Here is a 20619-nt window from a genome sequence, read left to right on the forward strand (position 1 = left end):
TCCAAAGGTCCTTTTGGCGTCAGTCAAACTCGGGCTCGTCCCGGTGCAGGTCGCGCACGGCAAAGGCTGTATCCTGCGCCTTGCTCAACGTCCACCGGATGCGCGTCGCATACTCCATTGCGCGGCCAGATAGAACGATCTGTTTTGTCGCGCGTGGCTTCAAACGGCCCTTTTCAAGGTAAACACTTGGCTCGATTGACAATTTCCCCACACCATCATGGCGGAACACCCAAATCTCACCGCTTTTGAGCGCCATGGACACCGCCGCACCGCCCAAATCTATCGCCGCATCCACGTCCGGATGCAGATGGAACCGTATGTCAAAGCCGATACCAGTCAGGTTCGACGCATCCAGCGCCTTGTCAAATTGCCGCTTGGCCCTGTCACTTGTGGTAAGCAGAATATCTTCGCCGGTCAGCTCCCGCCCGTCAAAGCGCAGCTCGAACGTTCGGGCATGGGTCAGGCCGAACACTTTCGTATAGCCATCATGCCCGGCCATGAACCGGGTTCCCTCGAACGCGTCTTCGAACTCGACCGGAACATCCTTTGGCGCGTCGACCAGCCCTTCACGTTCCGTACCAGGAACAGCTGAGGTCAGACGCGCACTTGAAAAGCCGTCAAGACAAAGTGTCGAATGCGACGGCGTGGCGCGCCCGGCCCGACGCCATTCCAGCCCAAAGGTTTCCCCAGACCCACAATTCACAATCAGAGGTCGGCGGCCCGAGGTCAGCTCGAACGCCAGGGTCGACGCATGTGCGTTATATGACGCATCCCCTTTGGGCGGCGAACTGGCATCAATAATCACACTGGTCCGTGCCGCATAGAGACGGGCAAATCCCATGGACAGGCCGTTCTCGCTCTGCGGTCTGACGCCGCTTTGCGCCAGAGCCTGATCCAGACGCCCCTCGACCCCGCGCCCGCCCCCGTGGAAACGGGCCAGTGCACCATCCGAATGACGCAGATTGCGCATGGTCGGGGCCATCCGTTTAATCGCATTCGCCTGCGCCCCAGGTGTACCCCGCCCCAAATCGCTAAGTGCCGCCGATGTCCAGGCGAGCAAGGTGAAGACTTCCAGCAGCTCCTCGGGGTTACGCGTGGAGATACCACCTTTTTGATCTATCTGACTGTCACATTCCCGCGCCAGAGCGCGCAGGGCGGGCTCTGCCATCTGCTCAAGCCCTTCCAAAGCCAAACCGGCCTGCACCAGACCGGCTAGCGCCTCGAACCGGGGCAGGCCAGGCGTCGCAGCATGCCAGCGTTTCGACAGGAACCAGGCCTGCTGAGATAGCGAGCTGAAAAAGACCTTGCTTTGTTGCTCATCCACACCGCGCAGCAAAAAGATCGCGTGATTGATCCAACGCATCACTCGCCGGCCTGTCAGATCAGGTGCCCAACCGGGCCCGTGCCCGCGCCCATGTGCTTCGATCCAGCCCCAGACCCAGCGTTGCGCCTTTTCGCGCGCCCGGATGTCGCCAACAGCCGCCAGATCATCCAGCCAGGCAAAACCGTGGCGTTCATCGTCGAATCCGGTGCTGGGCGCGGTGACATCCCATAAGCCTGTATCCTGCGCCTCAACCAGATAGCCCGAGAACAGCAGGTTCCCAGCCACCAACTGACGCCCGCGCGCAAATGATCCAACCGTGCGTGGTTCCGGATCGCCCACAAATCCGGTAACGGCCTTGCGCCGCTGACTGAGCCGCGCATAAAGCCGGTTCTGAAACCGCGACCATCGGTTTGCCATGGTGTCCGAATTTGACATGACGCTCGTTACTCTGCCCCTTGCGCTCTGCTGGCGCCTGAGACCCAACGATAGACCGGAGCAATCGTCAAGTCATCGAAAAGCGTGCCTTCAGGTTGATTTCGTCAGGCAGGCGATATAGAAGCCGTCCATGCCGCCTGTCCCCGGCCAATAGTCAGGCCGCAGACGCAAACCGCCCTCTTCGGTGATCCAGCCGGCTTCGACCCCCGCGACCTGCAAAGCGGCCCGGTCCGCTTGCATATCAGGATACATCTGTAGCGCCTCTTCAACCTGCACCTCGCCCTCATCGGGCAGTAACGAGCAGGTGCAGTACACCAACCGCCCGCCCGGTTTCAGAAGGGTCCAGGCATGGGCAAACATCTGCGTTTGCAGCTCGATCAGCGCGCCGAATTCCGACCCGTCCTTGGCAAAGGGCAGATCAGGATGGCGGCGGATCGTGCCGGTGGCGGAACAGGGCGCATCCAGCAGGATGGCGTCATACTGACCCTGGTGTTCCAGCGCGTCAGCCGCGATGACCGTAGCCATCAGGCCCGTCCGCGCCAGGTTCTCGCGGACTCGTTCCAGCCGCGATTCCGAGATATCCAGCGCAGTCACATCGGCCCCCGCAGCCGCCAGCTGCAACGACTTGCCACCGGGCGCAGCGCAAAGGTCCAGAATTTTCTCTCCGGCCTTGGGCGCCAGGACTCGGACAGGCAGTGCGGCGGCGGCATCCTGAACCCACCAGTCACCGCGATCATATCCCGGCAGAGCGGACACCTGCCCCGCATCCCGAACCCGCATCGAACCGGTCGGAAGCATCTCACCCGGCGCGGTTGCCCCTGGCTTGACCGAAAGATCCAGCGGCGCGCCCTCGAAATGCGCCAGCTCCATGCCGGTCACGGCCTCGGCACCCCAGGCCATGATCAACGGATCGCGCAGCCACTCGGGCAGGCGCGGCACACGCATTTTCGGCCAAGTCTCTGGCCCTTCCGCCGCGACCTTGCGCAGAACCGCGTTCACCAACCCCTTGAGCCGTCCATGCTTGCGCGAGCGACCGACAATCTCAACCATGGAATTTACGACGCCATGCGCTGCCTCGCCATGGCACAGCTCAACCGCTCCCAGACGCAGGGCATTATGCACGGTCAGGGCGGGGGTGCGGTTCAGGTGATTGTCCAACAGACGGTCGGCGCGTTCGAGCCCACGCAGCGTTTGCAACGCCAGCCGCTGTGCCCGCGCCCGGTCTTCTGGTGCCAATCGCTCCAACGCACCTGCAGCCAGACATTCTGACATCAGCCGCCCCTCACCCAAGATCTGATCCAGAAGGTAGATTGCGCTGCGTCGCGCGGCCGTTGCGTTATCGGACATTGAATCGCCTTTGATGTGACCCTCGTCCGCATTGCCAAGGGCGGACGGGGGCGTATATCAAGCCAATGCACTGAAAGGAACCCGATGTCATGAATGACGAGCCCAAAGACCTGCCGCCTGCCGCACAACGCGCGCTGGCCGAGGCGGAGGACCGTCGCCGCAAGGCCGAAGCCGACGCAAAATCGCAACCCAAAGAGCTGGGCGGACGCGACGGCCCCGATCCTGCACGTTATGGCGATTGGGAAAAGAAAGGCATCGCGATAGATTTCTGATCAGTCCCCGCACAGGGCCTGCAGAAAATCCGCGATGAGCGCCCGTTGCTTATTGGATTTCGCACGCTCTTCGGGCCAAGTCAGCCAATAGCCATCTTTTGCGTTCAATTCGGGCAAATCCAGTCGACGCAACCGTCCCGCTCGCAAGTCCGATTGCGCCAAGGGCATGGATCCCAACACAACGCCCAAACCCTGCCGGGCCGCGGAAATCGCGTGTTCCATCGAATCAAAGCTGATTTTCGAAGGCGGCAGGTCGGTCTGAGTGGTGTTTTTCGCCCAATCACGCCAGCCGGGCCTTTCACCGCGCAGATCAATCAAGGGCGCGGACCAATCCACACCCGGCGCTGCCATCGGCACTAGCACTTCGGCCGCAATCAGTTCGGCATCGCGCCCGGGCCACGCCCCACGCCCATAGCGGATTTGAAGCCAAGTCCTCTCTTCATCCAGCGAAGACCGTCGCGCTACAGAATCTGTCAGCACCCGCACTTTGGGGCGCAGGACGTGAAAACGTGCAAGAGCGGGTATGACGAGGGCCTTAATATGGGAAGACAGGCCAGCCACCCGCAATTCGCGCGGGGATTTTCCGAAAAGGTCTTCGGTATTGCGCTCGAGCGCCTGCAAGCTGTCCTGAACCAGCGGCAGATAGCTTTCGCCCTCGACGGTCAGCGATACACCGCGCGCCTCGCGCACAAACAGCGTGCGGCCCAACCAGGCCTCAAGGTTGCCGATGCGCTGACTGACGGCAGCCTGCGTTAGACCGAACTCGCGCGCCGCTGCCGAGAATCCACCCAACCGCCCCGCCGCTTCGAATACGCGCAACCAGTCCAGAGGGGGCAAGCCGATCTTCTTTTTATCCATAAGTTTTTCCAGGCCTCAGCAGCAACAAGGATTAATTGTCGTGATGCCACAGGGGGCGTATATCCTCAAGCAAAGCCCGCGCGAACAGGAGAAACCCCATGCTGCGCTCTGCCACCCATACTCCGTCAATCGTCACCGTGGAATTCGATACAGGCCCAAGTACCCGCTTTCACGCCATCTGGCTACGCGACAACGCGCTTGATCCTGACACACGGGCACCGGGCAACGGACAGCGCCTGATCACCATTGGCGATATCCCCGCCGATACCATGGTCAGCGCTGCCTCAGTGGCCAACGGCGACCTCACCGTCACACTTCAACCCGAAAACAAGACTGTCACTTTCCCCGCTGATTGGCTGGCTGCGCATAGCTATGACCAAGAGGACAGCCGCACCTTTGGCCGCACCGCGCCCGGGATCACCACCTGGGAGCAAGGGCTCGACGCGCCCAGCGCTGACTGGAGCGACGTCCACGCCAACCCCGCAGCCAAGCGCGGCTGGCTGGCAATGGTCGCCGAATACGGGTTTGCCAAACTGACCAGCGGCCCGACCGAACCGGAATCTCTGTTGAAGGTGGCCGATCTGTTCGGATACGTCCGTCAGACCAACTATGGCCCCTATTTCGAGGTTCGAACCGAGGTGAACCCGACCAACCTGGCCTTTACAGGGCTTGGCCTTCAGGCGCACACGGACAACCCCTATCGCGACCCGGTACCGACATTGCAGATCCTCTACTGCCTGGAAAACAGCGCCGAGGGTGGCGATTCCATTGTTGTGGACGGGTTCCGGGCGGCGGAAAAACTGCGCGATCAGAACCCCGATGGATTTGCCCTGTTGGCAGGTTTCCCGGCCCGGTTCGAATACAAGGGCTCGGACGGGGTCTGCCTGCGGTCCCGCCGCCCAATGATTGAGCTATCGCCCGATGGCGAGTTGATCGGTATCCGCTTTAACAACCGCTCGTCGGCTCCGTTTGTGGACATCCCCTTCGATCTGATGGAGGCCTATTACGCCGCCTATCGCCAGTTGGGTGAGATAATCGACGATCCGGCCATGGGCGTGTCGTTCAAGCTGGAGCCGGGCGAAAGCTTCATCGTTGACAACACCCGCGTCCTGCACGCGCGTCTGGGCTATTCCGGCGCCGGGTCGCGGTGGTTGCAAGGCTGCTACGCCGACAAGGACGGCTTACTGTCAACGCTGGCGGCGATGGAACTGGCGACACTGGAGGCGGCGGAATGAAACCTGATTTCTCGACCCTGACCCCCGACAATATCGTGGCCTTCATCGAGGATATCTTTGACCGCCGCGGCGGCGAGGAATATCTGGGCGAACCCGTCACCATGGCAGAACACATGCTGCAGGGCGCGACCATTGCCGAACAGAACGGCATGCCCGAAGAGATCATCGTAGGGGCATTGCTGCATGATATCGGTCATTTCACATCCGAATTCGGCACGTACCACCCCGACGACACCGAAGACCGCCATCACGAAGATGCAGGCGCCGAGGTGCTGGAACAGTTCTTTCCGTCAGTTATCACCGATTGCTGCCGCTATCACGTGGCGGCCAAACGGTATCTTTGCGCTACCAAGCCCGAATATTTCAACCGCCTGTCCACGGCTTCGGTTCATACACTGGAACTGCAAGGCGGGCCGATGAGTGCCAGAGAAGTTGCCGAATTCGAGCAGAACCCGAACCTGAAAGAGATCATTCAGGTGCGTTATCTGGACGAAGCAGGTAAACGTGCAGACATGGAAACCCCCGATTTCAACCATTTTGCGCCGATGGTGCAGCGAATGGTCGAAAAATATCAGGAGCTCACATGAACGCCCCAGAATACATTTTTGAGGCCAACACCAAACCCTCCCTGCCTTGGCACGAGGTCCCCTTGATCCGTGCTACAGACAAGTCGGTCAAGGACTATGGCTGTCTGGTCGACGACCCCAAAAAATTCGAGATTGAAATCGTCCGTTGGCCGCAACAGGGTTGGCGGTCCATCGACGAAGGTACCGGCGATGAAGCCGGTTGGGTCGAAGGCACATTTCATGGTGAGTGGAAAGGGGACGTCCTTTACGGCGAGAACGAAGCGGTCAACGGCCACTATGTCCTCGGCTGGTCCACTGATCCGCAACAGGCCAACGCCAACCGGCAAACTGCTCCGCGCGATCAGGTTCTGCTTTGGCACATGAACTATCACCCCGATGGCGGACAGATGTTCTGGCCGATCGACAACAAGCCTTTCATCATCCCTGCCGCATTGCCGGGCGACAATCTGACACCGGAAAAGGTGGTGGCCTTTTGGTGTGATGGGTCACGCGGGCTGTATATCCATCCTGGCATCTGGCACGAGGGGATATTCCCGATCGAGGACAATCAGCGTTTTCTGGATCGGCAGGGCAAGGTTCACGCGCGGGTCAGTGCGGATATCGGCAAAGAATTCGGCGTCTATCTCGCCTGCCCTTTGCGCGCAGATAAGATCCGAGAGTTGTAGTCGGTCTGTCGGCTCCCGGGCGGTGTCAAAGCCCCAGAACGTCCACCATGTCATATTGGCCAGGCGCTTTACCCTGCCCCCAAAGTGCGGCTTTCAGGGCGCCGCGCGCGAAAATGGCGCGGTCAGTGGCCAGGTGGCGCAGCACGATGCGTTCGCCCGGTGCTGCGAATAGCACGTCATGCTCACCCACGATGTCGCCGCCGCGAATGGCATGGAACCCGATATCGCCCCGCTTGCGCGCGCCGGTCATACCATCGCGGCCCCGATCGGACACCTCAGCCAGATCTACACCGCGCCCTTCGGCAGCGGCCTCGCCCAGCATCAGCGCGGTGCCCGAGGGCGCATCGACCTTGTGGTGGTGATGCCCTTCGATCACCTCAATATCGAAATCTTCATCCAACGCGGCAGCGACCTTTTTGGTCAGCTGTACCAGCAGGTTCACACCCAGGCTCATATTTCCCGCCCGCACGATCACCGCATGACGTGAGGCCGGCTCCAGAGCGGCTATCTGCTCGTCACTCATCCCGGTGGTGCCGATCACATGCACACAGCGCGCCTGCGCTGCCAACGCGGCGAATTCCAGCGTCGCCTCGGGTGCGGTGAAATCAATCACGGCCTGCGCCTGGGCAAAGGCCTCCAGCGGATCGTCGGTCACCGTGACGCCCAGCGCTGCACCGCCCATGGCCACGCCCACATCCTGCCCAACCCAATCATGACCCGTGCGCTCAACCACGCCGACCAGGCGGGCCTGATCACTGTCGGTCACGGTCCTGATCAACATCTGACCCATACGGCCCGAAGCCCCTGTGATGACGATCCCCGGAATATGGGTCATTGCGCTGGTCCTTTTGCATTGATTGGCTCAAAGCCTCCTACCCGGTTCGCACCCGCTTGGCAAAGCCCCGCTTTGCGCTTAGATCGGGGATATGGCTAAGAACAAATTCCACGATGGCCCCGGCCCGTCCCAACGACAGCTGCGTGTCGGCGAACTGATCCGCCGCACCCTGTCCGAGGTTCTGGCGCGCGGAGATGTCCACGATCCCGACCTGAATCGCATGTCAATCACTGTGGGTGAGGTGCGCACCTCGCCCGATCTGAAGATCGCCACCGCCTTTGTGCTGCCCCTGGGCGGCAAAGGGCAGGAGGATGTGATCGAACTGCTGGCCCGCAACAAACACGAGCTGCGGCGCATGGTTGGTAAAAAGGTCGGGCTGAAATTCTCCCCCGATCTGCGATTCCGGCTGGATGACACATTCGACCGTCTGGATGACACCCGCCGCATGTTCGATCAGGACGCGGTGCGCCGCGATCTCGACGAGTGATCCGGGCATTTGTCACTTTGGTCGCTTTCCTGTGGGCGGCGCAAGCCGGGGCAGTGACATGCGAAAAGGTCACGCATAGTGACAAACGCTACACTGTCTGCGAGGTGGATGCCGCGAATGAGGACATGCGCTTGTTCCTCAATGACGAGAATGGCGACCTGCTAGGGCATTTCTCGGCGGTGAATGAGGCGCTGGAGCCCGTTGGCAAGCGTCTGGCCTTTGCGATGAACGCAGGCATGTATCACGACGACCGCTCGCCCGTCGGCCATTATGTCGAGGACGGGCAGGAGCAGATGCGTGTGATCCCGAACCCCGGTCCCGGAAACTTCGGCCTTCTGCCCAACGGGGTGTTCTGCATCCGCGAGGGCCGCGCCGACGTGTTTGAAACGCTCGAATTCATTGAACAGGCCCCCGAATGCCGCTTTGCCAGCCAATCCGGCCCGATGCTTGTCATCGACGGAGAGCTGCACCCAAGGTTCCTGCCTGATTCGACGTCGGTTTATGTGCGCAATGGCGTGGGCACCAGCGCCGATGGCACCCGCGCGGTGTTCGCCATTTCCGAGGATTACGTCACCTTCCACCAATTCGGCAGCCTGTTCCGCGATGTGCTGGAAACGCCGAATGCGCTGTTCTTCGACGGCAATATCTCTCGCATGTATGACCGGGCGAACAGCCGATCCGATGTCGGGTTCTCGCTGGGGCCGATTGTCGGTGTGGTTGAAGACACGCCCTGAAATTGACAGGGCCAGACCGATCCGCTAACTCGCGCGCCTCGGCATAGAACAAGGTGCACAATGGGACGCAAACGCAAGGGTCGCGACATTTCCGGTTGGCTGGTGGTGGACAAGCCCGCGGGCATGACCTCGACCGCCGTGGTCAACAAGGTGCGCTGGGCAATGGACGCAAAGAAGGCGGGACATGCGGGGACGCTGGACCCCGAGGCCACCGGCGTTCTGGCCGTGGCTTTAGGTGAGGCGACCAAAACCGTTCCCTATATCACCGACGCTTTGAAGGCCTATACCTTCACCGTGCGTCTGGGTCAGGCCACCAATACCGATGATGCCGAGGGCGAGGTGATCGCAAGCAGCGATACGCGCCCCTCGGATGAACAGATCAAAGAAGCCCTCGCGCCCTTTATCGGTGAAATCATGCAAGTCCCGCCGAAATTCTCGGCAGTGAAGATCGACGGGCAGCGTGCCTATAGGCTGGCCCGCGATGGCGAGGATGTGGAACTGGCTGCGCGCCCTCTGTGGGTCGAAGAGCTGGTTCTAGCCGACCGCCCCGACGACGACCACGTCATGCTGGAAATGACTTGCGGCAAGGGCGGTTATGTCCGATCGATCGCCCGCGATCTGGGGGCTGCGCTGGGGTGCTACGGCCATGTCCGCGAGCTGCGCCGTATCTGGTCCGGCCCGTTCGAGACCAAAGACGGACTGAGCATTGAACAGATCGACGAGATGGCCAAAACCACCGCGCTGGATGATTTCCTGCACCCGCTGGAAACTGGCCTATCGGACCTGCCCGAACTGAAATGCACCCCCGAAGGTGCGACCCGTCTGCGTAACGGCAACCCTGGTATGGTTCTGGCGTCCGATGTGGAATACGGGGATGAGGCCTGGGCCTCGCTGGATGGTCAGGCGGTGGCGGTCGGCATCTATAAATCCGGCGAATTGCATCCCAGCCGGGTGTTCGTCACGTAATCTGCGTGCTAGTCGAAACCCATGATCACGCGCACACATACCAAGGGCGACGCGCCCTCGACCGCTGTTTATTCGGATTGCGAGAGATACCGCTATAGCCTGACGCGCATCTGGGATCCGGCCGGGCGCAAGGCGCTGTTTGTGATGCTGAATCCCTCCACCGCGACCGAGGTGCAGAACGATCCCACAGTTGAACGCTGCGAACGCCGGGCGCGCGCGTTGGGGTTCGGCGCGTTTCAGGTCACCAATATCTTTGCATGGCGCGATACTGATCCACGCAAGATGCGGGCCGCCGCCGATCCGGTGGGGCCAGAGAATGACATGGCCATTCTGAATGGCGTGGGCTGGGCCGATCACGTCATCGCTGCCTGGGGCACCCATGGCGCGCATTTGGATCGAGGCACCGCCGTCGAAACCCTGCTGCGCGGCACCGGTCAGCCGGTGTACCACCTTGGGCTTACCAAGGACGGCCACCCCAAGCATCCGCTCTATATCGCTTACACGCAAAACCCCGAACCCTGGTGACAAAGGGTTAACCACAAGCTCAGCTAGGCTTTGACCAAAGCCCTGATTGCATGAGACATTTCACCCTCGAAGCAATGCGTTCAAGGAGGTTGTCATGTTTCTGATCGGATTGCTGAGTCTGGCGGCTGTCGGCGGGGCCGCCTATGCCATCGGCGATGTCTTTGACATAGATGAAGATCCCGGTGAGGACGATGTCGTCGACGACCAGCCTCCTGCGGTCGAAACAGGCGAATTCCTTGACGTCGGTGAGAATGTCGAGGAACCCGAAGCGCCCGAGATTTCGACCGGGACCATCATATCCGAAATCGAGGGCGACATGATCATCGCGGGTACCGAGGATCTGGACATCCTGACCGGCCAGGACGGCGACGATCAGATCAATGGATATGCGGGGGATGACACGATTTATGGTGGCGAAGGCGATGACACCCTGCATGGGGGAACAGGTGCAGACTCGATCTTTGGCGGCACTGGCCAGGATGTCATTCACGGCGAAGCGGGCGACGATCAAATCTCGGGCGGTGAGGGGGATGATGCTCTTTTCGGGCATTTCGGCGCAGATCACCTGGAGGGTGGGATGGGCGAGGATGAGCTGTATGGCGGGCAAGATGACGACATTCTGACCGGCGGTGAAGGCGATGATGCACTGCATGGCGGGTTTGGTGATGACCGGTTGAGCGGTGGCGAAGGCGAGGACGTGCTGTTCGGCGGTGATGGCGACGATATTCTGGACGGTCAGGATGGAGAGCACCCCGACGCGGTGGATTTCCTGAACGGTGGCGCCGGGGATGATACGATCATTGCTGAAAGCGGGGATATCGTAACCGGAGGCGAAGGTGACGATGACATCGTGGTTTCGCCCGAAGCGGATGATGACGCCGTCACCGTCATGGATTTTCAGCCCGGTCAAGACAAGTTGCTGATCTCATGGGAAGGTCAGGAAAACCCGGACATTCAGATCAAGACAGACACCGAAGACGAGAACCTGACCCATGTAATTGTCGACGGGCAGAACGTGGTGCAGCTGATCGGGGCAGACGGTGTCAGCGCCGATGACATCCAACTGATATCCTCAGGCGATCTGGCGCAGCTCAGCGCGCTGGGCTGACTTTCCAGAATCCCTTTGCCATTGACCGCAAATGCGCCTATACGCGCGCATCCGTGTCGGAATCGATGCGGTTTTCTCCATGGGCCTGCGCTGGACGACATCCCGGCCTGTGCCATCAACCCTAACCTTTTCAAAGGAGACCCCGATGTCGATTACTGCCGCTGAAAAAGATCGCGTCATGAAAGAATTCGCAACCAAGGACGGCGACACCGGTTCGCCAGAAGTCCAGGTTGCCATCCTGACCTCGCGCATCACCACCCTGACCGAGCACTTCAAGACCCACAAGAAAGACAACCACGGTCGCCGTGGTCTTCTGAAGATGGTTGCCCAGCGCCGTAAGCTGCTGGACTATCTGAAGGGCAAAGAAGAAGCACGGTACCAGGACCTGATCAAAAAGCTGGGCATCCGCCGCTAAGCGCGCGCTGCTGTTTTTGATACAGGCGCTGAAAAGCCAATAGATCATGATACGCTCGCCATTCGGCGGGCGTATTTGGTTTTGGGGTTCTCTCCGACCTTGAAGCAAAGCCTTTTGCTGCATTCTCGATGACCGATCACGACAACATCTCGGACGATGGAAACTTTTTTCGCGCCGTGTGATCCACTTCACCGACAAGCTGCTCAAATCGCTGCAGTCTAGGAACTGTAGTGAGTAGGCGCTTATTTTTTTTCGAGCGTTAGGTTTTTCATAGTCCTCCCTTTTCAAGGCGCGCCCGCAATGGGCGCGCCCGTTTTTATTGGGAGCCACGGTTCCGCCTGCTTGCACGATAGAATCGCCCCTAAAGACGGCCGCTTTTCTGCCTTCAGGACAGTTGAATTTGCCCGTGATGAACAGGTGTCAAATTGTGACGTAGCGTCGCAGAATCTCAGCGCTGGTTTAGAAAGTTGACGTAAACGTAAGCAACGTCGTGTTTTTTATCAGAGAGTCAAAAAATGACGCGAAAGGCCATTATCTTCCCCCTTTGCACAGGATCGGTCGGTTCCTAAATGCCGCCTGTCGCTGCGGGTACACACTCACGGCAATCGGTCTTTGAGCCCTCCCACCCTCGTGGTTCGGACTGGCCCGCAGCGACAGAGTCTGACGACTATTTTACTGGAGTTTAACAATGCCTCTAAAATCAGTTTTGAACCGCGTTTTTGCAGCTAACCTTTCCCAAGCTCCTAAATCAGAAAAAAAGTCAACAATGGTCTCTGGCACAGATGGCATCGTAAAAAGAATGTCCGAGGTGGAAACTGCCGCAATCCTCCGCGGCATACTGAAAGAAGAAGAACTGGGGTCTCCCCAACCGCGTAGCAAAGAAGATTCGTTGCAATAGGCCCAGACCCGCTTTGATCCCGGATATATGAAAACCGCTTTCTGCACGATCATAATAGAATGGATCTTTTTCTTTAAGCTGGAGACGGGGTCAATACGGTCCGATCTCACCCGTAATCAGTGGCTCCACCAACATCGGTAGCCACATCGTTACCGATCATGGCCAAACCCTTATCCAACAGGGTGCATTTGGCGACTGGTCAATCAGGGTTTCAACATGTTATTCACCCAAACGGTTGACTGAAGCAGAATAAGGTTGTAATTCATCCAAATGGTTGAACGAGAGAGTCGATATGACCTCAATGCAATATTGAAGGCCGCGTCCGACCCGACCCGCCGCGCTATTCTGACGATGCTTGCGCAGCAGGGACCATTGCGGGTGACGGACATTGCGCGGCAATTCGATATGAGCCTCAACTCGGTCTCCAAGCACATCAAGGTGCTGGAAAACGCCGAGCTGGTGCAGCGCCGGACCGAATGGCGCGAACATCTGATCGAGGTTCAGATGGCTCCTTTATCAGCCGTTGATTCTTGGTTTGCCGGGTTGCGTTCGATTTGGGCGCTTCGGCTGGACGCCTTGGAAACTGCTTTGGAGGACCCAGAAGATGACGGACCTGTCACTTGAAATAACGCGCGCCATTCCACATCCACCCGAAAAGGTGTTTGATGCCTGGCTCAACCCCGAGATGCTGGCAAAATTCATGCTGCCGGCACCGGGCATGACCGTGCCCGAAGCACATTCCGACGCCAAGGTCGGCGGCCGGTTCAAAATCATCATGCGCGCGCCCGAGGCTGGCGATCTGCCGCATGAGGGCGAATACAAGGTCATCGACCGCCCCAACCGGCTGCAATTCACCTGGAATTCGCCCTACAGCCAAGACGATTCCACGGTCACACTGGATTTCACACCCACCGAAAAGGGTACCGAGCTGCGGCTGCACCACATCCGCTTTCCCTCGCAGGAAAGCCGGGACAATCACGAGGGCGGCTGGTCCGCTATCCTTGCGGCGCTGGAGACGGCACTATGATCAACTGGCTGGCCCTCGGTGCAGGGGTGGTCGCTGCCTTTTTGTTGGGCTGGCTGGTCTACGGCCCTATGGGCTTTCAGAAACGCTGGGCCGAGGGCACCCGCATCGACCCGACGCCGCCCGAAACCCCGCCACTGGGCGCGATGGCCACACAGATCGTGTTCCTGATCCTGCTGGCTGCGGTAATCGCGGTGACCGAGACCACCAATAGCCTGGGCGTCGCCCTGCTTGCGATCCTTGCGGTGGCGGCGCAGACAGCCTCGGTCGGGACATGGGCGCAAAAAAGCGGCTTCGCCATTGCGGTCGACACCGGCTATGCGCTGGGCTGTGGTATCGTCATGATCCTGGCCCACGCGATCCTGTAGGATCGCAGCGCATGCCCGATCCTCGATGGATCGGGCATGCGCCCTTTATACCCTTACTCTTCCTCGGAACTCCTGCCTTTCCAAAGCCCCCAAACTGCTGTATGGGCGGTCCATCTGAGACGTTGTGCTCTGACTCCGGCACTCGAATGGAAGATAAAGTGGGGTCGGCGGCAATGGGGCCGCCACGCAAACGGGAGACCCGCAGGGGCGGGAGTGCTCCCTTCTAGGATACGCAAATGTTTGATGTAACAAAGAAATCAATTCAGTGGGGCGAAGAGACGCTGACACTGGAAACCGGCAAGGTTGCCCGTCAGGCGGACGGCAGTGTGATTGCCACGCTGGGCGAGACCAGCGTGATGGCAAACGTGACCTTTGCGCGGAAGCAAAAACCCGGTCAGGACTTTTTCCCGCTGACCGTCCACTACCAAGAGAAATATTATGCCGCCGGTAAAGTTCCGGGTGGCTTTTTCAAGCGCGAGGCGCGCCCGACTGAAAAAGAGACGCTGACCGCGCGTCTGATCGACCGGCCGATCCGCCCGCTGTTTGTTGACGGCTTCAAAAACGAAGTTCTGGTGATGTGCACCGTCCTCAGCCACGATCTGGTCAACGACCCCGACATGGTTGCGATGATCGCAGCCTCTGCCGCGCTGACCATTTCCGGCGCACCGTTCAGAGGCCCGATTGCTGGGTGCCGCGTTGGTTTCGAGGATGGCGATTACATCCTGAACCCGACCGTAGACGACATGCAGGACCTGCGCCTGAACCCTGAACAGCGTCTAGATCTGGTTGTTGCCGGTACCAAAGACGCCGTGATGATGGTTGAATCCGAAGCTTACGAGCTGTCCGAGGCCGAGATGCTGGGTGCGGTCAAATTCGCACATGAACAGATCCAGCCGGTGATCGACCTGATCATTTCGCTGGCCGAAGACGCGGCAAAAGAGCCGTTTGATTTCCAGGCGCCCGATTATTCTGAGCTGTCCGCTGCCGTTAAGGCCGCCGGTGAAGAGCAGATGCGCGCCGCCTTCGCGATCACCGACAAGCAAGAGCGCACCGCCGCTGTTTCCGCTGCCCGTGACGCGATCAAGGAAGCCCTGACCGAGGAACAGCTGGAAGACGCGAACCTTGGCTCGGCGATGAAAAAGCTGGAAGCAGGCATCCTGCGCGGCGACGTCGTCAAAGGCGGTAAGCGGATCGACGGTCGCTCGACCACCGATATCCGCTCGATCGTTGCAGAAACCTCGATGCTGCCGCGGACACACGGCTCGGCCCTGTTCACCCGTGGTGAAACACAGGCGCTGGCAGTGACCACGCTGGGCACCGGTGATGATGAACAGTTCATCGACGCCCTGCACGGCAACTTCAAATCGAACTTCCTGCTGCATTATAACTTCCCTCCGTATTCGGTTGGTGAAGCGGGTCGCGTGGGCCCTCCGGGTCGTCGTGAGATCGGTCACGGCAAACTGGCATGGCGCGCGTTGCAGGCGGTTCTGCCTGCGGCAACCGACTTCCCCTACACGATCCGCATCGTGTCCGAGATCACCGAATCCAACGGCTCCAGCTCGATGGCGTCGGTCTGCGGCGGTTCGCTGTCGATGATGGATGCGGGCGTTCCGCTGAAAGCACCGGTTGCCGGTGTTGCCATGGGTCTGATCCTGGAAGATGACGGCGATTACGCGATCCTGTCGGACATTCTGGGTGACGAAGACCACCTGGGCGACATGGACTTCAAGGTTGCGGGTACCGAAAACGGCATCACCTCTCTGCAGATGGACATCAAGGTTGCGGGCATCACGCCCGAGATCATGGAGAAAGCCCTGGCGCAAGCCAAGGACGGCCGGATGCACATCCTGGGCGAGATGGGCAAAGCCCTGTCCGAGACCAATGATTTCTCGGTCCACGCACCGCGCATCGAAACCATGAACATCCCGACCGACAAGATCCGTGAAGTGATCGGTTCCGGCGGCAAGGTCATCCGCGAAATCGTCGAAGTTTCGGGTGCCAAGGTCGACATCAACGACGATGGCGTGATCAAGATCGCCTCGCCCGATGGTGAATCGATCAAGAAGGCATACGAGATGATCCATTCGATCGTTGCCGAACCCGAAGAAGGCCAGATCTACACCGGTAAAGTGGTCAAGATCGTCGACTTTGGTGCTTTCGTGAACTTCTTTGGCAAGCGCGACGGTCTGGTCCATGTGTCCCAGATCGAAAACCGTCGCCTGAACCATCCGTCGGATGTTCTGAAGGAAGGCCAGGAAGTGAAGGTCAAGCTGCTGGGCTTTGACGACCGCGGCAAGGTGCGCCTGTCGATGAAAATCGTCGATCAGGAAACCGGCGAAGAGATCGCACCTGAGAAGAAAGAAAAGAAAGAGGAAGGCGCAGAATAATCTGCTCGCCCCTCTGATTTCTCGAAAGACCCCGGCTTTGTCCGGGGTCTTTTTTTGTTCAGTCAGCATAAACCTTGGACCAATTCCGCCCAATTCAACCGAAATCCAATCGCACCACCGGCAAGGCGAACCCACGTCTTCTACATCGACGCAACAAATCTAGGAGATGCGAAATGGAGACCTTCAAAATGCTGACTCTGACCGGACTGATCGCGACCGCCCCGGTGCTGGCTTTTGCCAACGTGACAGTCGGGGACAAGCTGGGCACCACCGAGACCGATATCCGCACCACTCTCGAGGCGCAGGGATACCAGATCGAAGAGATCGAATTCGAAGATGGCGAGATCGAGGTTGAACTCGTCAAGGATGGCGTGGAAACTGAACTGGTCCTGAACAAGACCGATGGCGTTGTCACCGCGATCGAGCTTGAAGAGGACGACGACTGACCAGACAATCTTAAAGGAGCGCTATGAAGATTTCACAGACGTCTTTACTCTGGCTCCTTCTGGTGGTGCAGGCTGTCTGCGCCACCTTTTTCCTGACCGATGCAGCGCTAGATTGGTTTGGCGGCGAAACTGCCGGGTTTCGGCATTTGCACCAGTTCGAATTGTTCCTGTCCCTGGCTCTGATCGGTGGTTTGGTGGCGACAATCACCCTGATCCGGGCTCAGGGCTTGCGCGTGCAGGACATGCAGCGTCAACTGGGCGTGGCGCAGGGCGCGTTTTCGCAGGTCATCGAAAATCAATTCACGCAGTGGCAGCTCAGCAATGCGGAACGCGATGTCGCAATATTGTCCATCAAGGGTTTGTCGATCGCAGAAATCGCCGAGCTGAGACAGACGAAAGAAGGGACTATCAAGGCACAAAGCGCTGCGATTTACCGCAAGGCGGGTGTCTCGGGACGGCTTCAACTACTCAGCTTTTTTGTCGAAGAGCTTTTGTCCGAACCTCTGGTCAACACGTCCTCGTCGTCAGAACCCGCCGACCAGGACCAGGCTTAATCCACGGTTGCTCTTTCCCCGCCTGACGCGGTGTTCTATGCACGGGGCATGCGATCCTTTGTCATCCATATGTCCTCGAGCACCGCGCGCCGTCCCAATGCTGATCAGCTCTGCGCGGCCCTGCCCAATGCTGAACTGTTTGAGGCCGTAAATGGCCGCGACCCTGACCAGATTTCCGGTGTCGAACTGCATTCCGGAAATCTGCACCGCCCGCATTACCCATTCCCCTTGCGACCCGCAGAAATCGGCGTGTTCGAAAGCCATCGACGCATCTGGCGCAAGCTGGTCGAGGACGATATCGACCTGGCCATCATCACCGAGGATGACCTGCGCATAGATCGGGCGCGAATGGAACAGGCGCTTGGGTTGCTGGCCTCAATCGCCACCCCCGATCACTATATCCGCATCCCCGTAAAACAGCGCGAAGTACCGGCAGAGGTCCTGGCAGAACAAGATGGGCTGCGGCTGATCCTACCCAAGGTGATCGGCCTGCAATGCGTATGTCAGATGGTGGGGAAAAACGCCGCCGAACGCCTTTTGGCGACCACCGACCAAATCGACCGCCCTGTCGATACCTTCTTGCAGATGCACTGGCTGACAGACCAGCCGGTTCACGCCTTGCAAGGCAGCGGAAATCAGGAAGTGGCCCAGGAAATCGGCGGCTCGACCATTCAGACAAAACCACCCCTGTCAGACAAATTAACCCGAGAGTTCAAGCGCGCAGCCTACCGCGCCAAGCTGCACCTGCACCCGCAGCGCCCGCCTGCTTCATCTGACTGAAAATACCTTCGGGGGGAATCGCGCCGCGAGGCGCGTTGGGGGGCAGACAGCCCCCCTGACCTGGGCCGTCTTACGACGGCGCCTTGGTCTTGCGCAGATAGGGGAAGATGGTCTCGAACTCGCCAAACTTTGCTTTGGCGTCGTCGTTTGAGACAGCAGGCGGAATGATTACGTCTTCGCCAGGCACCCAGTTCGCCGGGGTAGCCACGCCTTTCGACGACATCTGCAACCCGTCCAGTGCACGCAGAATCTCGGCAAAGTTACGTCCCACAGTCATAGGATAGGTCATCGACAACTTCAGTTGCTTATCTGGCCCGATGATAAAGACCGACCGCACGGTCGCGCTGTCGGCCGGGGTACGCCCGTCCGGCAAATAGGCCTCGGCGGGCAGCATGTCGAAGGCCTTTGAAACGGCCAGACCATCATCGGCAATGATTGGAAAACCGGGATGCGCGTTGCCATAGGCCTCGATATCCTTTTTCCACTTCTTGTGGTCTTCGACGCCGTCAACCGAAACGCCCAGGACCTTGGTGTTGCGCGCGGCCCACTCATCGCTTAGCTGCGCGACGGCCGAAAACTCGGTGGTGCAGACAGGAGTGAAATCCTTGGGGTGCGAGAACAGAATGGCCCAGCTATCCCCAATCCAGTCGTGGAACTGAATGGTGCCCTGATCCGTTTCTGCAGTGAAATTGGGGACTGTGTCGTTGATGCGCAAACCCATGAAGCATCTCCTTTGCTAATTACAAAACCGAGTCGGTTGTCCAGAACCTAATCACTTTGCGCCGATGTTAAACAGTCAGCAAGTCACTTTAGCCCTAGGCCAGACCTCAAAATTCCATTTGATCAAATCGCGCTTGCCGGTTTCCTGAAGGCCTGACACAGTGGCGCCGAACCAAGAATCCCCGTCGCATGGTCAGGAGGATGCACCATGATCGAGAAACGCAATTTTTACATCAACGGTCAGTGGGTTGCCCCATCGGTTACGCATGATTTTCAGGTCATCAACCCCTCGACCGAAGAACCATGTGCCGTGATTTCGCTGGGCGATCAGGCCGATACGGACGCAGCTGTTGCAGCGGCCAAGGCGGCGTTGCCCGGCTGGATGGAAACCCCGGCGGAAACCCGCATCGCGATGGTCGAAAAGCTGATCGCGCTTTATGCCGAACGGTCCGAGGATCTGGCCCAGGCAATGTCGTTGGAGATGGGCGCCCCGATCGACATGGCGCGTAGCCAGCAAGTCGGAGCAGGCAGTTGGCACCTGGCAAATTTCATCCGCGCTGCCAAAGCGTTTCCTTTCGAGCGGCCGCTGGGCGATCACGCTCCCAACGACCAGATCATCTATGAGGCCGTCGGTGTCGCCGCCCTGATCACACCGTGGAATTGGCCAATGAACCAGGTCACGCTGAAGGTCGGTGCGGCTGCGATTGCGGGCTGCACAATGGTTCTGAAACCCTCGGAGCAAAGCCCGCTGAACGCGATGATCTTTGCCGAGCTGATGGATGAGGCCGGATTCCCACCCGGTGTCTTCAACCTTGTCAACGGTGACGGAGTTGGCGTCGGGTCTCAGCTGTCCACGCACCCCGATGTGGATATGGTCAGCTTTACGGGATCCACCCGCGCGGGCACGGCGATTTCCAAAGCCGCAGCCGATACGCTGAAGAAGGTGCATTTGGAACTAGGCGGCAAGGGCGCAAACGTGGTCTTTGCCGATGCGGATGAAAAGGCCGTCAAACGTGGCGTGCTGCACATGATGAACAACACCGGTCAAAGCTGTAACGCCCCTAGCCGGATGCTGGTTCAGCGTCCCATCTATGACGCGGCGGTGGAAACCGCAGCTGAGATTGCCAAAGGTGTCACCGTTGGCCCGGCGATGGAAGAAGGCCGCCATATCGGCCCGGTTGTGAACGAGCTGCAATGGGGCAAGATTCAGGACCTGATCCAAAAGGGTATCGACGAAGGCGCGCGTCTTGTCGCTGGTGGCACTGGCAGGCCCGAAGGGCTGAACAAGGGCTATTACGTGCGGCCCACGGTCTTTGCCGACGTCAACAACCAGATGACCGTCGCCCGCGAAGAGATCTTTGGACCGGTTCTGACCATGATCCCCTTCGATACCGACGAAGAGGCCATCGAAATCGCCAATGACACACCTTATGGGCTGACCAACTATGTCCAAACACAGGATAACGTCCGTGCCAACCGCATGGCCCGCGCTCTGCGGTCGGGTATGGTCGAGATGAATGGCAAATCCCGCAGCGCGGGTTCCCCGTTCGGCGGCATGAAACAATCCGGCAACGGGCGCGAAGGCGGCGTCTGGGGGCTGGAGGATTTCCTTGAGGTCAAGGCCGTCGGCGGCTGGGCTGCCGAGTAAC

24 protein-coding genes are annotated in these 20619 nt (G+C 59.2%); 19 read left to right on the top strand and 5 right to left on the bottom strand.

The genetic code is table 11. The features are described from left to right. Window positions 1–19 precede the first annotated feature (19 nt). A complete protein-coding gene (locus AC2FJW_RS15585; protein ID WP_496693042.1) occupies window positions 20–1759 on the bottom strand; it encodes a heparinase II/III family protein in 1740 nt (579 codons plus the stop codon). 90 nt (window positions 1760–1849) lie between these two features. Further along, window positions 1850–3106 (bottom strand): RsmB/NOP family class I SAM-dependent RNA methyltransferase, encoded by a 1257-nt coding sequence (locus tag AC2FJW_RS15590; protein ID WP_496750599.1) that lies wholly within the window; start codon window positions 3104–3106, stop codon window positions 1850–1852. A gap of 89 nt (window positions 3107–3195) precedes the next feature. Here AC2FJW_RS15590 and AC2FJW_RS15595 point away from each other — a divergent pair, with 89 nt between their 5' ends. Next, entirely contained in the window at window positions 3196–3378 is a 183-nt protein-coding gene (locus AC2FJW_RS15595) for a DUF1674 domain-containing protein (RefSeq protein WP_496703553.1), read from the top strand. On the opposite strand, the gene AC2FJW_RS15600 is transcribed toward AC2FJW_RS15595, so the two are convergent. After that, window positions 3379–4236, bottom strand: a complete 858-nt coding sequence (locus tag AC2FJW_RS15600) for a LysR family transcriptional regulator (protein WP_496703552.1) — start codon at window positions 4234–4236, stop codon at window positions 3379–3381. 98 nt (window positions 4237–4334) lie between these two features. Here AC2FJW_RS15600 and tmpA point away from each other — a divergent pair, with 98 nt between their 5' ends. Genes tmpA through AC2FJW_RS15615 form a run of 3 tightly spaced genes read left to right on the top strand, consistent with a single transcriptional unit; the run spans window position 4335 to window position 6723 of the window. Next, the gene (gene tmpA, locus AC2FJW_RS15605) at window positions 4335–5471 is read left to right on the top strand and encodes a 2-trimethylaminoethylphosphonate dioxygenase (protein WP_496750601.1); all 1137 of its coding nucleotides are present in this window, start codon (window positions 4335–4337) and stop codon (window positions 5469–5471) included. Beyond that, window positions 5468–6058, top strand: coding sequence for a (R)-1-hydroxy-2-trimethylaminoethylphosphonate oxygenase (gene tmpB / locus AC2FJW_RS15610; RefSeq protein WP_496693045.1), 591 nt, complete (start codon window positions 5468–5470; stop codon window positions 6056–6058). The genes tmpA and tmpB overlap by 4 nt, the downstream gene beginning before the upstream one ends. Then, window positions 6055–6723, top strand: a complete 669-nt coding sequence (locus AC2FJW_RS15615; RefSeq protein WP_496750603.1) for an ureidoglycolate lyase — start codon at window positions 6055–6057, stop codon at window positions 6721–6723. Before tmpB ends, AC2FJW_RS15615 begins: the two co-directional genes overlap by 4 nt. A gap of 25 nt (window positions 6724–6748) precedes the next feature. Here the strand turns inward: AC2FJW_RS15615 and dapB are convergent, their stop codons facing one another. Further along, window positions 6749–7558 carry a 4-hydroxy-tetrahydrodipicolinate reductase gene (gene dapB / locus AC2FJW_RS15620; RefSeq protein ID WP_142640026.1) on the bottom strand — a complete coding sequence of 270 codons (810 nt, stop codon included), beginning with the start codon at window positions 7556–7558 and terminating at the stop codon, window positions 6749–6751. 91 nt (window positions 7559–7649) lie between these two features. On the opposite strand from dapB, the gene rbfA reads away from it, so the two are divergent. The 14 genes from rbfA to AC2FJW_RS15690 all read left to right on the top strand — a co-directional run bounded on the left by rbfA (window position 7650) and on the right by AC2FJW_RS15690 (window position 18250). After that, window positions 7650–8045 (top strand): 30S ribosome-binding factor RbfA, encoded by a 396-nt coding sequence (gene rbfA, locus AC2FJW_RS15625; protein ID WP_142640024.1) that lies wholly within the window; start codon window positions 7650–7652, stop codon window positions 8043–8045. Next, window positions 8042–8779, top strand: a complete 738-nt coding sequence (locus tag AC2FJW_RS15630; RefSeq protein ID WP_496697752.1) for a phosphodiester glycosidase family protein — start codon at window positions 8042–8044, stop codon at window positions 8777–8779. The genes rbfA and AC2FJW_RS15630 overlap by 4 nt, the downstream gene beginning before the upstream one ends. 60 nt (window positions 8780–8839) lie before the next feature. Further along, complete coding sequence (gene truB, locus AC2FJW_RS15635) at window positions 8840–9745, top strand: tRNA pseudouridine(55) synthase TruB (protein ID WP_496750604.1); 906 nt, start codon at window positions 8840–8842, stop codon at window positions 9743–9745. 21 nt (window positions 9746–9766) lie between these two features. Next, window positions 9767–10270, top strand: a complete 504-nt coding sequence (locus tag AC2FJW_RS15640) for a DUF1643 domain-containing protein (protein WP_496707055.1) — start codon at window positions 9767–9769, stop codon at window positions 10268–10270. Between the two features lie 94 nt (window positions 10271–10364). Then, a complete protein-coding gene (locus tag AC2FJW_RS15645) occupies window positions 10365–11378 on the top strand; it encodes a calcium-binding protein (protein ID WP_496750606.1) in 1014 nt (337 codons plus the stop codon). Between the two features lie 145 nt (window positions 11379–11523). Next, window positions 11524–11793, top strand: coding sequence for a 30S ribosomal protein S15 (gene rpsO, locus AC2FJW_RS15650; RefSeq protein ID WP_142640015.1), 270 nt, complete (start codon window positions 11524–11526; stop codon window positions 11791–11793). Between the two features lie 688 nt (window positions 11794–12481). Next, window positions 12482–12691: a hypothetical protein gene (locus AC2FJW_RS15655; protein ID WP_142640013.1), complete on the top strand. Its 210-nt coding sequence runs from the start codon at window positions 12482–12484 to the stop codon at window positions 12689–12691. 270 nt (window positions 12692–12961) lie between these two features. Further along, complete coding sequence (locus AC2FJW_RS15660) at window positions 12962–13315, top strand: ArsR/SmtB family transcription factor (RefSeq protein WP_142640011.1); 354 nt, start codon at window positions 12962–12964, stop codon at window positions 13313–13315. Beyond that, entirely contained in the window at window positions 13296–13718 is a 423-nt protein-coding gene (locus AC2FJW_RS15665; protein WP_496707052.1) for an SRPBCC family protein, read from the top strand. Before AC2FJW_RS15660 ends, AC2FJW_RS15665 begins: the two co-directional genes overlap by 20 nt. Continuing rightward, window positions 13715–14083 (top strand): DUF1761 family protein, encoded by a 369-nt coding sequence (locus AC2FJW_RS15670; protein WP_142640007.1) that lies wholly within the window; start codon window positions 13715–13717, stop codon window positions 14081–14083. Before AC2FJW_RS15665 ends, AC2FJW_RS15670 begins: the two co-directional genes overlap by 4 nt. A 236-nt stretch (window positions 14084–14319) precedes the next feature. Beyond that, window positions 14320–16470, top strand: a complete 2151-nt coding sequence (gene pnp / locus AC2FJW_RS15675) for a polyribonucleotide nucleotidyltransferase (protein ID WP_496697763.1) — start codon at window positions 14320–14322, stop codon at window positions 16468–16470. A gap of 173 nt (window positions 16471–16643) precedes the next feature. After that, window positions 16644–16916, top strand: a complete 273-nt coding sequence (locus AC2FJW_RS15680; RefSeq protein WP_142640003.1) for a PepSY domain-containing protein — start codon at window positions 16644–16646, stop codon at window positions 16914–16916. A 23-nt stretch (window positions 16917–16939) separates the two neighbouring features. Further along, window positions 16940–17470, top strand: a complete 531-nt coding sequence (locus AC2FJW_RS15685; protein WP_496750608.1) for a helix-turn-helix transcriptional regulator — start codon at window positions 16940–16942, stop codon at window positions 17468–17470. A gap of 48 nt (window positions 17471–17518) precedes the next feature. Beyond that, window positions 17519–18250 carry a glycosyltransferase family 25 protein gene (locus AC2FJW_RS15690; protein ID WP_496750610.1) on the top strand — a complete coding sequence of 244 codons (732 nt, stop codon included), beginning with the start codon at window positions 17519–17521 and terminating at the stop codon, window positions 18248–18250. Between the two features lie 70 nt (window positions 18251–18320). Here the strand turns inward: AC2FJW_RS15690 and AC2FJW_RS15695 are convergent, their stop codons facing one another. After that, the gene (locus AC2FJW_RS15695) at window positions 18321–18971 is read right to left on the bottom strand and encodes a peroxiredoxin (protein WP_142639998.1); all 651 of its coding nucleotides are present in this window, start codon (window positions 18969–18971) and stop codon (window positions 18321–18323) included. A gap of 207 nt (window positions 18972–19178) precedes the next feature. On the opposite strand from AC2FJW_RS15695, the gene AC2FJW_RS15700 reads away from it, so the two are divergent. Then, window positions 19179–20618 (top strand): aldehyde dehydrogenase family protein, encoded by a 1440-nt coding sequence (locus AC2FJW_RS15700; protein ID WP_496750612.1) that lies wholly within the window; start codon window positions 19179–19181, stop codon window positions 20616–20618. The last annotated feature ends 1 nt before the right edge of the window (window position 20619 follow it).

It is taken from the genome of Ruegeria sp. CDSA020, from assembly GCF_059612345.1.